16 protein-coding genes are annotated in these 14,203 nt (G+C 63.2%); 14 read left to right on the forward strand and 2 right to left on the reverse strand.

The features are described from left to right. Positions 1-126 precede the first annotated feature (126 nt). The 5 genes from PQR42_RS01760 (at position 127) to PQR42_RS01780 (ending at position 2,821) form a co-directional block, all read left to right on the forward strand. Positions 127-477, forward strand: coding sequence for a chemotaxis protein (locus PQR42_RS01760; RefSeq protein WP_408217779.1), 351 nt, complete (start codon positions 127-129; stop codon positions 475-477). 118 nt (positions 478-595) lie between these two features. Then, positions 596-1,147 (forward strand): type 1 glutamine amidotransferase domain-containing protein, encoded by a 552-nt coding sequence (locus PQR42_RS01765; RefSeq protein ID WP_408217782.1) that lies wholly within the window; start codon positions 596-598, stop codon positions 1,145-1,147. 94 nt (positions 1,148-1,241) lie between these two features. Further along, positions 1,242-1,805 (forward strand): DUF4142 domain-containing protein, encoded by a 564-nt coding sequence (locus tag PQR42_RS01770; protein WP_408384712.1) that lies wholly within the window; start codon positions 1,242-1,244, stop codon positions 1,803-1,805. Further along, the gene (locus PQR42_RS01775) at positions 1,802-2,146 is read left to right on the forward strand and encodes a DUF1488 family protein (protein ID WP_408217788.1); all 345 of its coding nucleotides are present in this window, start codon (positions 1,802-1,804) and stop codon (positions 2,144-2,146) included. The genes PQR42_RS01770 and PQR42_RS01775 overlap by 4 nt, the downstream gene beginning before the upstream one ends. 93 nt (positions 2,147-2,239) lie before the next feature. Further along, on the forward strand, positions 2,240-2,821 hold the full coding sequence (locus tag PQR42_RS01780) for a hypothetical protein (protein ID WP_408384710.1): 582 nt from the start codon (positions 2,240-2,242) through the stop codon (positions 2,819-2,821). Between the two features lie 91 nt (positions 2,822-2,912). On the opposite strand, the gene PQR42_RS01785 is transcribed toward PQR42_RS01780, so the two are convergent. Then, a complete protein-coding gene (locus PQR42_RS01785) occupies positions 2,913-3,155 on the reverse strand; it encodes a hypothetical protein (RefSeq protein ID WP_408384709.1) in 243 nt (80 codons plus the stop codon). A gap of 370 nt (positions 3,156-3,525) precedes the next feature. On the opposite strand from PQR42_RS01785, the gene PQR42_RS01790 reads away from it, so the two are divergent. Beyond that, a complete protein-coding gene (locus PQR42_RS01790) occupies positions 3,526-3,978 on the forward strand; it encodes a PA2169 family four-helix-bundle protein (RefSeq protein ID WP_408384707.1) in 453 nt (150 codons plus the stop codon). A gap of 201 nt (positions 3,979-4,179) precedes the next feature. Here PQR42_RS01790 and PQR42_RS01795 read toward each other — a convergent pair whose 3' ends face one another. Beyond that, on the reverse strand, positions 4,180-4,521 hold the full coding sequence (locus PQR42_RS01795) for a BON domain-containing protein (protein ID WP_408217798.1): 342 nt from the start codon (positions 4,519-4,521) through the stop codon (positions 4,180-4,182). A gap of 497 nt (positions 4,522-5,018) precedes the next feature. Here PQR42_RS01795 and PQR42_RS01800 point away from each other — a divergent pair, with 497 nt between their 5' ends. From PQR42_RS01800 to PQR42_RS01835, 8 genes are all read left to right on the forward strand, one after another. Beyond that, complete coding sequence (locus tag PQR42_RS01800; protein WP_408384705.1) at positions 5,019-6,500, forward strand: RNA polymerase factor sigma-54; 1,482 nt, start codon at positions 5,019-5,021, stop codon at positions 6,498-6,500. Between the two features lie 138 nt (positions 6,501-6,638). Then, entirely contained in the window at positions 6,639-7,817 is a 1,179-nt protein-coding gene (locus PQR42_RS01805) for a pyridoxal phosphate-dependent aminotransferase (protein ID WP_408384703.1), read from the forward strand. A gap of 187 nt (positions 7,818-8,004) precedes the next feature. Beyond that, complete coding sequence (locus PQR42_RS01810) at positions 8,005-9,786, forward strand: S10 family peptidase (RefSeq protein WP_408384701.1); 1,782 nt, start codon at positions 8,005-8,007, stop codon at positions 9,784-9,786. A gap of 183 nt (positions 9,787-9,969) precedes the next feature. Beyond that, on the forward strand, positions 9,970-10,716 hold the full coding sequence (locus tag PQR42_RS01815) for a FadR/GntR family transcriptional regulator (RefSeq protein WP_408384699.1): 747 nt from the start codon (positions 9,970-9,972) through the stop codon (positions 10,714-10,716). Between the two features lie 361 nt (positions 10,717-11,077). Continuing rightward, the gene (locus PQR42_RS01820) at positions 11,078-11,821 is read left to right on the forward strand and encodes a (Fe-S)-binding protein (protein ID WP_408217813.1); all 744 of its coding nucleotides are present in this window, start codon (positions 11,078-11,080) and stop codon (positions 11,819-11,821) included. Then, the gene (locus PQR42_RS01825; RefSeq protein WP_408217816.1) at positions 11,818-13,212 is read left to right on the forward strand and encodes a lactate utilization protein B; all 1,395 of its coding nucleotides are present in this window, start codon (positions 11,818-11,820) and stop codon (positions 13,210-13,212) included. Before PQR42_RS01820 ends, PQR42_RS01825 begins: the two co-directional genes overlap by 4 nt. Continuing rightward, on the forward strand, positions 13,199-13,786 hold the full coding sequence (locus tag PQR42_RS01830) for a LutC/YkgG family protein (RefSeq protein ID WP_408217819.1): 588 nt from the start codon (positions 13,199-13,201) through the stop codon (positions 13,784-13,786). The genes PQR42_RS01825 and PQR42_RS01830 overlap by 14 nt, the downstream gene beginning before the upstream one ends. 26 nt (positions 13,787-13,812) lie before the next feature. Beyond that, positions 13,813-14,196, forward strand: a complete 384-nt coding sequence (locus tag PQR42_RS01835) for an MBL fold metallo-hydrolase (protein ID WP_408384697.1) — start codon at positions 13,813-13,815, stop codon at positions 14,194-14,196. Positions 14,197-14,203: the final 7 nt, after the last annotated feature.

The raw sequence follows: 14,203 nt of genomic DNA on the forward strand, positions 1-14,203 counted from the left end.
AATGCCCGGCGCTGCCGTCGGCGTGGCGCGTATGGCTGTCTCGTGTTGCTTCGCGGATGAGCGGAACAGTCCTTGCGAACTCTCGCTATGGGTAACGAACGATCCAAACGAACCAAGGAGAGCGCCATGAGCAGCACCCTGAATCCCGATGAAGAGCCGCAACAGGTCGTCAAGCAAACCGCCGGCACGACCGGCGCGCTCGGTCCGAGCGATTCATCCGATAGCGGCAGCGACGTCGCCGGCGCGAAGCGTCATGAATTCGATGTGGATACCGAACTGGACAATCATGCGCTCGAAACCGGCGACACCGAACTCGGCAGCGATACGGATCGCGCCGGCACAGGCGAACGCGCCGCTGCCGACGGCGATTCGACACGGGTGCCGGACGGTGATATCGAACCCGACCGCGTCATCGATCCGCTGGTTAACGACGATAACGACGACGACGGCCTCGACGATGACCCGCAAGGTCTTTGACCGGCCTCGCGCAGTCCGTCGATGGACGCGTGGGCACGTCTTTTGCTGAATCGAAGGCTAAGGAAGGGCCGGGTCACGCAGCACGCCCGGCCCAGCACTCACACGATGGAGAGTACGCATGGCTAGCACGTTGAAGGGTTACAAGGTGGCGATGCTCGCGGTGGACGGTTTCGAGCAGGCAGAACTGATCGAGCCGAAACGCGCGCTGGTTGAAGCAGGTGCAACGGTGCACGTCATTTCCGCCAAGCCGGGCAAGATCCAGGGTTTCAAGCACGTGGACAAGGGCGACGCCGTCGAAGTCGATGTGACGTTCGACAAGGCAAGCGCGGCCGACTACGACGCCGTGGTATTGCCAGGCGGCGTGGTGAACGGCGACGCCATTCGTCTGCTGCCGCAGGCACAAGCCTTCGTCAAGGCAGCCGACAACGCGAAGAAGCCGATCGCGGTGATCTGTCATGGGGCGTGGTTGCCGGTCTCGGCGGGCATCATCAAAGGCCGCACGGTCACGAGTTGGCCGAGCCTGCAGGACGACATTCGCAATGCGGGCGGCACGTGGGTGGATCAGGAAGTGGTCGAGGACGGCAATCTGATTAGCAGCCGCAAACCCGACGACCTCCCGGCTTTTAACAGAACGCTCATTGCGCAATTGTCGAAGCGCAAGGCCGCATGAGCGGAGTGACGAGCGGGGCGCGCGCACTGGAAGAATGCGGCGCCACGTCTCACCGGTTCCGCTTCGGTGTATCCGTCGACCTGGGAGAAAATGCATGAAATTCCGGTATTCCCTACAAGCGATGACTGTCGCGCTGACTTTGAGCGCGGCGTCCATCGGCGCGGTCTACGCGCAAGCCAGCGACGCCCCGGCGAGCGACGCGCCGGTCAGCGGCACGAAGCTTTCGCCCGCGGATCAGCAATTCGTGCAGGACGCCTCGCAGTCCGACGCCACCGAAATCGCGGCCAGCAAGGTGGCGCTGAAGAATTCCAGCGATCCGCGCGTGAAGAAATTCGCGCAGCAGATGATTACGGATCACACGAAACTCTCCCACGCGATGGCGGCGCTGGTCTCGAAGAAGGGCTTCACCTCGACGCCGTCGGCGGATTCCGCGCTGGTCGGCAAACTCCAGACCCTCAAGGGCATGGAATTCGATCAGGCCTACGTCGAGCAGGTCGGGGTGGAAGCGCATCAGCGAGCAGTCGATCTGTTCCAGCAGGAAAGCACTAGCGGCACCGATGCTCAACTGAAGGCTGCGGCCCAGCATGCGCTGCCGACCATCCAACATCATCTCGCGATGGCGCAGCAACTCGCCGGCGCAATGAAGGGTTCGCCATGAACGCGATCCTGCCGCGGCCGGCCTATGAGGATTCCCTTATGCAGATCACTTTTTCCGACGACAAGCCGGTCTTCGACGGAGCGAATCTGACCGTGCGCTTCATGGCGCGGGTGGACGGCGAACCGGTCGTATGCACGATTACCGCCGAGGCGCTCGAGGATCATTTCGGCGCCGATTCCGCCCTGGAAGCCACGCTGATGGCGGCCTTCGACAAAGGCCGTCAGCGTATCCGTTCGGTTTGCGCGGAAGCACTCGACCAGAACGGCGGTGAAGGCGTAGTGTTGCATAGCGGACTGTTCAGAGTGGAAGGCATGGAACCGGATCGCGGCACCACGGCGTAGTGCCGGCGCGTGCCGCCGCTCGCGCGCTGTGTGGCGCGGCGAAAATGCGGCGGCATGGTCCGCAAACGCTATCCAACGATGCAAGGAGGCCTCATGTCACTCATCGTCGCAGCTCGCTTTACGACTTTTCCCGCCGCTGAAGATGCGGCGGCAAAGCTCTTCAATGCAGGTTTCGTCGAGGAAGACGTCACGCTGTTCTTCGTCAATCCGCGTGGCCAGCACGCGCGTTATCCGATTGGCGGCGACACCGGCACCGATGCCGGCGCGCGGAATGCGCCCAAAGGTGCCGGCATGGGCGTCACCATCGGTGCGGTAGTCGGCGCCGTGGTGGGCGTCGGCATCTTCGCGGCGTTCTCGACGCCGATCATCGTGTCGCTGATTGCCGCGGGCGTCGGCGCGTATGTCGGCTCGCTGGTCGGGGCAATGTCGCGAACGCGTGACGCCGGTCACACGGGCCTTCGTTCAGCATTCCATGAGGAGACGCGCGATTCCGGCGTGCTGGTCGCCGTGCACGTCTCGCCGGACAATCAGTTCGATGCCGCGCGCGTTTTGCGCGAAGCAGGCGGCATGGCGATCGAGCGGGCGAGCGGACGCTGGCAGCAGGGACGCTGGGCCGACTTCGATCCGTTGAAGAAACCGGTGCCACTTGGCGAGTTCAGCGAGAGGAGCGCCTGAGTCGACGCGCGTTTTTCGCTGCGGTCAGTAGCAGAACGGCCCGACATCGATCGGGCCGTTTTTTCGTGCCTGCCGGTACTCAACCCTCCGCTCACACCCAGCCTTGCGGCGCATTACGTCGCGGCTGCGGCGCGCGATCCACCTGGCGCTCGTCGCGCGTCGGCTCGCACGCGGCCGGCACGAATCCTTCATGCGTTACCCCGCACGAAGGGGACATTGCCTGAGCATTCGACGACGGCGCTTCCGGCACTTGCAGATGTTCGCGAATCTGCATCACGGTCGCCGAGGCGATGATCGCGACGGCGGCCAGAAATTCTGCGCTCCTGATCTTCATGGTGATACTCCCTGTCGTTGTTGCCTGCCCGTTGTTTTTTCAATGCAGTGGCACGTCTTGCAGTGTGTTGTTGCGTTGCACGCGTGCTGGGGCGGAGCATATAAAGCAACCGCTGTGCCATTGATCGGAAGCCCGCCGCGCGGGGCTTGTGGGCTGTCGCGCGGTCTCGCGGCGGGCAACATTTACGCGCGTTGCCAAGATTGCTAGGGCTCGTCGACGCAGCGCGCAATACGTTTACAGCGATACCCGTCGGGCACGCCGCGTGCGGATAGATCCATGAACTCCATCGTCGGTGGGCGAGCGCCTGGCAATAGCGCGACGCGTTTCCGGCGGCGGATTCCATGACTAACGAAACCCTTGGAGGTATTGAATGGCTACGAACGTTGTTTCCGTGCTGAACGATCTGGTCGAAACGTCGAAGGACGGCGAGAAGGGCTTTCGCAAGGCAGCCGACGATGCGCACGACGCGCAGCTGAAAACGCTGTTCCTATCGCGTGCCGAAGACTGCACGCGCGGCGCGCGTGAGCTGCAGGACGCGGTTCAAGGTCTGGGTGGCAAGCCCGAAACGGGCGGCAGCATGAGCGGCGCGTTGCATCGCGGCTGGGTCGACGTGAAGTCGGCCGTGACGGATCGCAGCGACCACGAGATTCTGGCCGAGTGCGAGAAGGGCGAGGACGTCGCGAAGAAGCGCTATCACGATGCACTTGAAAAGGAGTTGCCGGCGGATGTGCGGGCGATTGTCGAGCGGCAGTATCAAGGCGTACTGCAAAATCATGACCGCGTGCGTGATCTGCGCGATCAATATGCGGCAGCCAAGCGTTAAAAGTCGCTGAGCAATCGGCGCTCGATAGGGCGCCGATTGTTGTTCTTGTTTGTTTCTACGCAAGCGCAACGGGCTTCAATCCGGAAGCCAGTCGCACATAAAAAAAGCCATCCGCGGTGCGGATGGCTTTTCTGTTTTCTGAACCAGGAGCGCCGGGAAGCGCCAACCGAAGCCGGCGCTTCCCGGGGCGACCGGCCGCTCTTATTCGGCGGCGATCTTCAGATGGTTCTTGACGCTCGATACACCCTTCACTGCCTCGACGACTTCGCCCGCTGCTGCCTTGTCGTCCGCCGAAGGCACCGTACCCGTGAGCCACACCACGCCCTTGCGGGTCTTCACGTGGATATGCGTCGACTTGACGTTCTTGGCAGCCAGCAGGTCGGCCTTGGCCTTGGTGGTGATCGTGCCGTCGTCGACGTGCTGGCCGATGGTTTCCGACGCCGCCGACGGAGCGCTGCTCTGCGCCATGGCGTTCGTCGCGTTCAGTGCGAAAGCGACAACAGCGATGCTACCTGCGGTCTTCAAAAGTTGGATGGTCTTCATGGTTTCTCCTTCGGGTGTTGATGAAAATTGCGGTCTTGTTGCCTGCGGTCGATCGCGGCCGGAACCGCCGATGACACGCGTGGGATCGTTGCCGCTACGGTTCCGTCAGGGCCCGTTATCGACACCGGATGGCGGTCTGTGCATGCGCTTCGCTTTCGTGTTGCGTGCAAGACCGGCGTCCGTCCACATAGTGTATGGACGCAAGCGATGTGCCCGCTCCGGCGTCAAGAGACTGCCATTGCAGGAAAGCTGTTACGGCACATGTATTTAGGCTGAGGAATGAGGCACCGCCGAGCGTTGGCACCAAGCTCGACGGCGCAAGGCGGGAGGGACCGGAATTTGCCGGGTACTTGTAAAAAGGGCGCCCGGCGGCCTGCGCAATTGGCGGGCCTGAAAATACAAAGTCTAGAAAAAACAGGGCGTTGCGCGAGGTGGTACGACAGTTGCTCCAGACGGGCTACTGACCATTTTTCGGCTATCAACGGGACCTCACTACAATGCCTTCAATTGAACTACGCACAAGGCAGTCTCTCGCACTCACGCCGCGTCTGCAGCAATCGGTGCGTCTGTTGCAGTTGTCGTCTCTGGAGTTCCAGCAGGAGTTGCGCACGGCGCTCGACACCAATCCGTTCCTCGAGTACGACTCGTCGGAGACGGAAGACGTTGCGCTGGCAACCGCAACCTCTGGCGAAGACGGCGGCGCGCTGCCCGCCACCGACACGGTCGCGGCAGCCGAACCGGATTCGCTGCCAACTGAATCCGGCGCGAACGACACGCTCGAAGGCGCGGGCCAGGACGACATGCCGGGCGACTTCTCCGGCGACTACAGCAGCCGCAGTTCGACCCGCCAGAACGGCGACTCGGACAGCAGCGACCCCGCCGAATGGGCGCGCTCGCAGCCGACCTTGCGCGAGCAACTGCATGATTCGTTGCGCCTCTATCGACTCGACGATCGTGACCGCGCGGTGGCCCGCTTCATCATCGAGGCGCTCGACGACGACGGCTATCTGCGTCAGGAACTCTCCGATCTCGCGGACAGCGTCGATCTCGAACCCGAATTGACCGAAGAAGAATTGCTGGTGGCGCTGCGTCTCGTGCAATCGCTCGATCGGCCGGGTCTGGGCGCGCGTTCGTTGTCCGAATGCCTGTCGCTGCAGGTGAATGCCTTGCCCGCCGGCACGCCGGGGCGCGAGGCGGCGCGGCAAATCGTCGAACATCATCTGGAACGGCTCGCCCGCCGTGAGCAGGCTGAACTGCAAAAGCAGATCGGCTGCAGCGCGGAAGAACTGCGGGTGGCCTGCGCGCTGGTGCGCAAGCTCGACCCGAAGCCGGGCAACAGCTACGGCCGCACCGAAGACAACTACGTGGTGCCGGATGTGATCGTGCGTCAGGTCCGCAACAAATGGGTGGTGGCGATCAACCCGGCCGTGCAACCGCGTGCGCGCATCCATCGCATGTATGCGGAACTGTTCGCGCAGTCGGCCGGCGCGAGCCGCTCGCCGCTCGCGCAGCAACTGCAGGAAGCACGCTGGCTGATCCGCAACGCGCAGCAACGCTTCGACACGATTCAGCGCGTGGCCGAATGCATCGTCGCGCATCAGAAAGCCTTCTTCCAGTACGGCGAAATCGCCCTTAAGCCGATGGTGCTGCGCGATGTCGCCGACGAACTCGGCCTGCACGAATCCACCATCTCGCGCGCCACCGGCAACAAATATATGGCCACGCCGCGCGGTATTTTCGAATTCAAGCACTTCTTCCCGCGCGAACTGGGCACGGAAAGCGGCGGCACATGTTCGGCTGCGGCCGTGCGCGCGCTGCTCAAGGAAATGATCGCGGCGGAAAACACGCGCGATCCGCTCTCGGACGTGACGCTCGCCAGGATGCTCGCCGATCAGGGCGTACTGGTGGCGCGCCGCACCGTGGCGAAATACCGGCATCTGATGAAGGTGCCGCCGGCGGAGTTGCGCCGCCAGCTTTAAACGCGCCGCGCCCCGCCGCAACGGGGCAGCGCTCAAGCGCCACGCGAGGCTGTCCGCCCGCGTGGCGCTTTTTCGTATCTGGACGTTTCGCGCTCGCCCCTTTACATTGGCGGGTCCATGGGAAACGGGGTGGGGTCAATGAAGTACTCGAATCTGGTCGAACGCTTGCAGGGCCGGCGCACCTCCGCGTGGGAAATCCATCGTGTCGCGCAGCAGGCCGAGGCGAGAGGTGAAGACGTGATCGTGCTGAGCGTGGGCGACCCCGATTTCGCCACGCCCGCGCCGATCGTCGAGCGTGCCATCGAGGCCTTGCGCGGCGGCGATACGCACTACAGCGCCGTGTCGGGCCGCGAGCCGGTGCGCGCGGCGATTGCCGCGGAACATACGCGCATGACGGGCTGTGCCGCGAGCGCCGCCAACGTGATCCTGACGGCGGGGGCGCAGAACGGCGTGTTCGCCACATCGCTGTGTCTGCTGGAAGCAGGCGATGAAGTGATCGTCCCCGAGCCCATGTATCTGACCTATGAAGCCTGCGTGCGCGCGGCGGGCGCCACGCTCGTGACGGTGCCGGTCGATCCGGCGCGGGCGTTTCACGTCGACTGCGACGCGCTCGAGGCGGCCGTCACGTCGCGCACCAAAGCCATTTTCTTCGCGACGCCGTGCAATCCGACCGGCGTGGTCATGCAACGCGCCGATCTCGAACGTATCGCGCGACTCGCGTGCCGGCACGATCTATGGGTGCTGTCCGACGAGGTCTACGCCGAGCTGACGTTTGAACGCGAGCACGTGAGCATTGCCTCGCTGCCCGGCATGGCGGAGCGCACCGTGACGCTCGGCAGTTTGTCGAAATCGCATGCCATGGCGGGTTGGCGCGTGGGCTGGGCGATCGGTCCCACGGAACTGATCGAGCATATGGGGCGGCTCGCGCTTGCGATGTTGTACGGCTTACCCGGCTTCATCCAGCAAGCCGCGTTGACGGCGTTGCAGCACAAGGCGCGGATCGCCGCCGAGATGCGTGAGATCTACCGGCGCCGGCGCGATGTGGTGTTCGAGCGTCTGCATCGTGTGCCGGGATTGCGGTGCCTGTTGCCCGAGGCGGGCATGTTCATGATGGTCGATGTGAGCGGCACGGGCCTCGATACGGTCGATTTCACCTGGCAGCTGTTTCGCGCGCAGGGCGTGTCGCTGCTCGACGCGAGCGCTTTCGGCGAGACGGCGAATGGTTTCGTACGGCTGGGTTTCGTCGTCGACGAAGCGCGCCTCATCGATGCCTGCGAGCGGATCGCGGCATTCGTCGGCGCATTGCCGGCGCGTTGAGCCTTTCGCCAAGGTTTCGTTTGCTTTTCGATTCGCATCACGCAGCGATGCGTCGTGGGAGGAATGCGCGTCCTCGCCAGTTTTCGATTGACGCCGCAAATGCTTGCGTCAAAAATCGAGCGCCGAGTTCGTCTTAAGCTTGGACCTTCCGGACATCGGCGCCTATCGACTCTCGGTCGGGAAACTCATGGGCCTTCGCTTCACCTTCTGGTTGCGCCAATCGCTGATGGCAGGATCGATGGCGGCCGCTCTCGTGGCGATGGCGCTCGTGCTTCTCGCGCTCGCCATGTTCAGCACGATGTGCGCGGCAGCTGAACCGGACGATTCGCCGGAAGCCGCAGCAAGCGCGGAAGTCGAGGCGTCGGCGCCGGACGCGCCACGCGTCGTGAGCGGCGAGCCCGAGCAACGCGCGGAGACGAACGGCCAACCGCTCGACGAGCCACACGCGGCCTCGCCGCGCACGCCTCGCCAGCCTCGCCCGGCCGCAACGGCGCAGAACGAAGCGTCGGGCAGCGCGGCGCAGCGCAACGCGAAACCGGAGCCGGCGGCGATCCCCGTGCCGCCGGAAACCTCGTCGGTCACGCAGCATTCGATCCGGCTCGACGGCCGCAAGATCGACTACTCGGCCACCGCCGGCAACCTGCTGTTGCGCGATAAGACAGGGCAGGCCAACGCGAGCGTGTTTTACGTCGCCTACACCGTCGCCAGTAAAACGCTGCAGACGCGGCCGGTCACGTTTCTCTTCAATGGAGGTCCGGGCGCCGGCAGCGTCTTTCTGATGATCGGCTCGTTCGGGCCGAAGCGGGTGCGTACCGCGAGTCCGGCCATCACGCCGCCCGCGCCGTACACGCTCGCCGACAATCCCGACAGCCTGCTCGATACCACCGACCTGGTATTCATCGACGCCGTCGGCGCGGGTTTGTCGAGGGTCGTCGGTCATGGCACGGGTAAAGACTTCTGGGGCGTCGATAAGGATCTCGGTGCGTTTTCGCAGTTCATCGACCGTTATCTGACGGTGAACCAGCGCTGGAATTCGCCGAAGTATCTGCTCGGCGAATCGTATGGCACCGCACGCGCCGCGATGCTCGCGTATCAGTTGGGGCAAAACAATATCGCGCTCAACGGCGTGATCCTGATGTCGTCGGTGCTCGATTCCGCCGCGTTCTCGGCGGGCTCGGATTTCAAAAGCGAAAGCTATCTGCCGAGCTTCGCGGCGATCGCCTGGTATCACGACAAGATCATGCCGAAGCCGGCCAGTCTGCCGGCCTTTCTCGACGAAGCCCGTGCATTTGCACGCGGGCCTTATGCGCAAGCCCTCGCGCAAGGCGATGCGCTGCCCGACGCCGAGCGCGACGCGATCGCCGCGCGCGTCGCGCAGTTCACCGGTCTCGATGTCGCCTATGTGAAGCGCAGCCGCCTGCGTCTCTATCCGTCGCGTTATCGCAGTGAATTGCTGCGCGATCAGGCGCGCAGTGTCGGCCGTTACGATGCGCGTTTCGAAGGGATCGACTTCGACAGCGTGTCCGAACGTCCCGATTACGACGCCTCGGTGAGTAGCGTCTCGAGTGCTTTCGACGCGGCGCTGCACCAGCATTTTGCTGAGGATCTGCACTTCACGCCGACCGACGGCTACCGCGTCTTCAACGACGAAGCGTTGACGCAGTGGGACTGGAAGCATCGCGAATGGTGGGGCGAACATCTGCCCGTGCCGTACGCGGCGGGCGATCTGGCCGAAGCGATGCGACAGAATCCGCAGTTGCGCGTGATGTCGGTGAACGGCTATTTCGATCTGGCCACGCCGTTCTATGCGACCGAATATGCGCTCGCGCATCTTGGCGTGGATGGCCCGCTGCGCGCCAATGTGCGAATCGCCTACTATCCGACCGGTCACATGATCTATCTCGACGACGCGGCGTTACATACGCTCAAGCGCGATCTTGCGAGTTTCTATGCGGCGGGGGCGCGCTAGCGGGTTCCGAAGCATTCGCAGCGCGGTCGGAGCTTGCCTGACAAGCGGATTCGGCGTGTCCCGTTGAACGGTATAATTCGCTGCAACGTCGCAGCATGACTGCAACGTTGCAACGCACCGTGCCTGGACGTTGATCCACCGCCTGAAAACCGCTCGCTCAACCGGCTTCACTCACCGCTGCCCATGCCATTTCTCCCGATCCAGTCCTTCACGCGCAAACGGCTGTCCGACGTGGTGTCCGACCAGATCAAGCAACTGATCTCGGACGGCACGCTTATGCCCGGCGACCGCTTGCCGGCCGAACGCGATCTGGCAACGCAGTTCGGCGTGTCGCGCCCGTCGTTGCGGGAGGCGCTGATCAGGCTGGAAGCGGACGGCTACATCGAGACCTCGGGGCGGGGCGGTTTCACCGTGGTCGATGTCACGGCGCCCATCATCTCCAAACCGCTCGCCGAACTGTTGCTGCAGAATCCGCGCACCAGTGCCGATATTCTGGAGTTGCGCCAGGGGCTCGAATCGATTTCGACGGTGTATGCCGCGGAGCGCGCCACGGCCGCCGATCTGAAAAAGATCAGCGTGGCGTTCGAGGCATTGAAGGCGGGCTCGCAGTCGCAGGATCGCGTGAACCTCGCGGAACTGGACGCCGCGTTTCACCTCGCGATCGCCGACTCCACGCACAACATCGCGCTCGCGCATGTGATGCATGGTATCCATACGCTGATTCGCGAAGGCATGCGCCAGTACCATCGGCTGATCGATTACGACGACGCGATGGAAAAGCAGTTGATGAGCCAGCATCAGGCCATCTACGACGCCGTCATGGCGCGCGACGCGCAAAAGGCGCGCAAGGCCGCCGAGCGTCATTTGAATTTCGTGCGCGAGATGTACAAGGAAGACGCGGCGAAGCCTTCGTCGAGTGTGGTTTCTTGATCGCTTGAGAGCGTGAATGCTGTCTGGGCGCTAACCTGGCGCCCACATGGTTGCGGTTTCAATTCTTCGCTTTAAATCCCCTGCAGTTCTGGTTCATCGCCGCGGACGCTTGCGCGCACTGCGTGGCGTTATCGATCCCGATCGCTTCTAATCCGTCGCGATCCCACGATTGACACCCTCTCGGAACTTCCCTTATATTCTTGGTCAGACCAACCTTACCAGTCTGACTGAGGTGCCGGAATCTGTGCCAATCATTCAATGGCCGTGCATTCCGCTGCGCGGCAACGCACTGGTTCATGAGCGCGATTCCGCAGTAGAGTAGGTGAATCGACGGCTGGTGCCTTTTCTTTTCAATGAGCTTATGAAAGTCGCCCTGTTCATCCCGTGCTTCATCGACGCGTTCTATCCCGAAGTGGGGATCGCCACGCTCGAATTGCTCGAACGCTTCGGCATCGAGGTCGACTATCCGCAGGAGCAAACCTGCTGCGGCCAGCCGATGGCCAACAGCGGCGCGCATGCCGAGGCGGCCGGCACCGAGCGCGTGTTCGCGCGCAACTTCGCGGGCTACGACTACATCGTCGGGCCGTCGGCGAGTTGCATTCATCACGTGCGCGAGCATCTGACCGCGCTCGAGCAAACCGACGAAGTGAGGAAGGTCCGCGCGAACGCGTACGAACTCGTCGAGTTTCTGCACGACGTCGTCGGCGCGCGTGAATTTCCGTGGGCCGAGTTTCCGCATCGGGTGGGCTTGCATAACAGTTGCAGCGCATTGCGGCATCTGAAGGAAGCATCGATTTCGGAAGTGGCGGGCACGCCGTTTTCGAAGCCGCGTACCTTGCTCGAAGGCGTGAAGGGCATCGAGTTCGTCAAGCCGGCGCGGCCCGACGAATGCTGCGGCTTTGGCGGCACGTTCTCCGTCACCGAAGAGCCGGTGTCGGTGCGCATGGGACAGGACAAGGTGCGCGATCATCTGAACGCGGGCGCCGAGTACATCGTCTCGGGCGACATGTCGTGCCTCATGCATCAGCAAGGCTGCGCGGAACGCATGAAGGCCGACGCGCGTTTCATCCATATCGCGCAGGTCCTCAACGGAGCACGCGCATGAGCAACCGGATCGATCACGCGAAAGCCGCGGGCGCTTTCATCAGCAAGACGGAGCACGTGGCGTTTCACGACAAGCGTCTGTGGGATTTGCGTGAGAAGCGCGACGTGCAGGCGCACGGCATCGCGGAGTGGGAGACGATGCGCGAACTCGCGTCGGGTATCAAGGAACACACGCTGTCGAACCTTTCGCAGTATCTCGAACAATTCGCGGCGGCGGCCGAGGCCAACGGCGTGACGGTCCATTGGGCCGCCACCGCCGAAGAGCACAACGCGCTCGTGCACCAGATCATGTCGGAGCGCGGCATGACCACGCTCGTCAAAAGCAAGTCGATGCTCACCGACGAATGCAAGATGCGCGAGTATCTCGAACCGCGTGGCATCACGGTGATGGAAACGGATCTGGGCGAACGCATCCAGCAACTCGATCATCAGGACCCGAGTCACATGGTGGTGCCCGCGGTGCATAAACTGCGCGCCGACGTTGCTGAACTGTTCGGCCGCACCATTGGCACCGATCCGAAGAATAGTGACATCCATTACCTCGCGGAAAGCCAGCGGATGAACACGCGGCCGTATTTCGTGCGCGAGAAAACGGCGGGCATGACCGGCTGTAATTTCGCGGTGGCGGAGACCGGCACGGTGGTGGTGTGTACGAACGAAGGCAATGCGGATCTGTCGGCGAACGTGCCGCCTTTGCATATCGCGTCGATCGGAATCGAGAAGCTGATTCCAAAAGTATCCGACCTCGGCGTGTTCATTCGCATGCTGTCGCGCAGCGCGCTCGGCTCGCCGATCACGCAGTACACCTCGCATTTCCGCGCGCCGCGTCCAGGCACGGAGATGCATTTCATCCTCGTCGATCATGGCCGCTCGGAGCGGCTTGCGATGGAGGACTTCTGGTACTCGCTCAAATGCATTCGCTGCGGCGCCTGCATGAATACGTGTCCCGTGTACCGGCGCAGCGGCGGGCTGTCGTATGGCGGCACGTACTCGGGACCGATCGGCGCGATCATCAATCCGACCTTCGATCTGAAGCGCTATAGCGCGCTGCCGTTCGCGTCGACGCTCAATGGCAGCTGCACCAACGTGTGTCCGGTGAAGATCAATATCCACGAGCAGATCTACAAGTGGCGCACGGTGATCGCCGAGCGTCACGAAGTGCCGTTCGTGAAGCAGGAAGTGCTGAAAATGGCGGGGCGATTGCTGGCGAGTCCGACCTTGTATCGCGCGACGGTGTCGTCGATGGGCAGCGCGCTGCGGCGGCTGCCGAATTTCGTGCTGTATAACCCGCTCAATATCTGGGGCAAGCAACGTGAGTTGCCGGAGGCGCCAAAGCTGACCTTCCACGCCTGGTACAAGAAGAATCGTGGAGGCGACAATGGCAACGCGTGAGGCTTTTCTGGAAAAGGTGCGGCAGGCACAGCCGCCGGCGCGGCCACGGCCCGAGGTGCCGCTGTTCGACGCGCCGGGCGGTGATCTGCGCGCGCGCTTCACGGCGGCTTTGCAGGCGATGGGCGGCACTTGCGTCGAAGCCTCATTCGCGGCCGATGTGAGCGGGCTGATTCGCGAGCGCTTCGGCGCGGAGACATCGGTGGCTTCGGCGACCGCGGAAGTGCCGGGCACGCGAGCGCTCACCGCCGATACGGAGCCCGCATCGCTACAGGACATCGACGTCGGCGTGGTGCGGGCACGCTTCGGCGTCGCCGAAACCGGCTCGGTGTGGTTCAGCGAGCGCGAGTACGTGGTCAACGCGCTGGGCTACATCGTGCAGCATCTGGTCGTGCTGCTCGATCCGGCGCAATTGATCGACGGCTTGCAGGACGTATACCGGCGCGATGATTTCCGCGACGCCCGATATGCGGCGCTCGTCACCGGACCTTCGGCGACGGCGGATATCGAGGGTGTGCTGATTCGCGGCGCACAAGGCGTGCGTTCATTGACGGTGGTGTGGCTGGCGGCGCAATGAAAATGCAGTAGCCGCGGCATGATCGAATGGCACAATGCGGCATCCCGTTCGATAAGCCTGCCAATCTGCTGATTCCCGCCGAGGGCGGCACGTGGCGCGAAGGTATCGTGTTTCATCCCACGCTGGGGCACAGCGCCGGGCATATGTCGATTTCGATCCGTTCGCGCGGCGAGGAGGCGATCTTCAGCGGCGACGTGATGCATAACCCCATCCAGGTCTACCGGCCGGAATGGAACTCGACGTTCTGCCTCGATGCGGCGTCGGCGCGAAGCTCACGGCACGGGTTGCTCAACTACGCGGCCGATCGCGATGCGACGCTCTTCACCGCGCATTTCCCGCAGACATCGGCGGGGCGGGTGAGGCGGGGGGCGGACGGATTCGAATGGCAGTACGTTCAAGCCGCGCCATGACGTTGCC

Source organism: Paraburkholderia sediminicola (genome assembly GCF_046027355.1).
Classification (GTDB): domain Bacteria; phylum Pseudomonadota; class Gammaproteobacteria; order Burkholderiales; family Burkholderiaceae; genus Paraburkholderia; species Paraburkholderia sediminicola_B.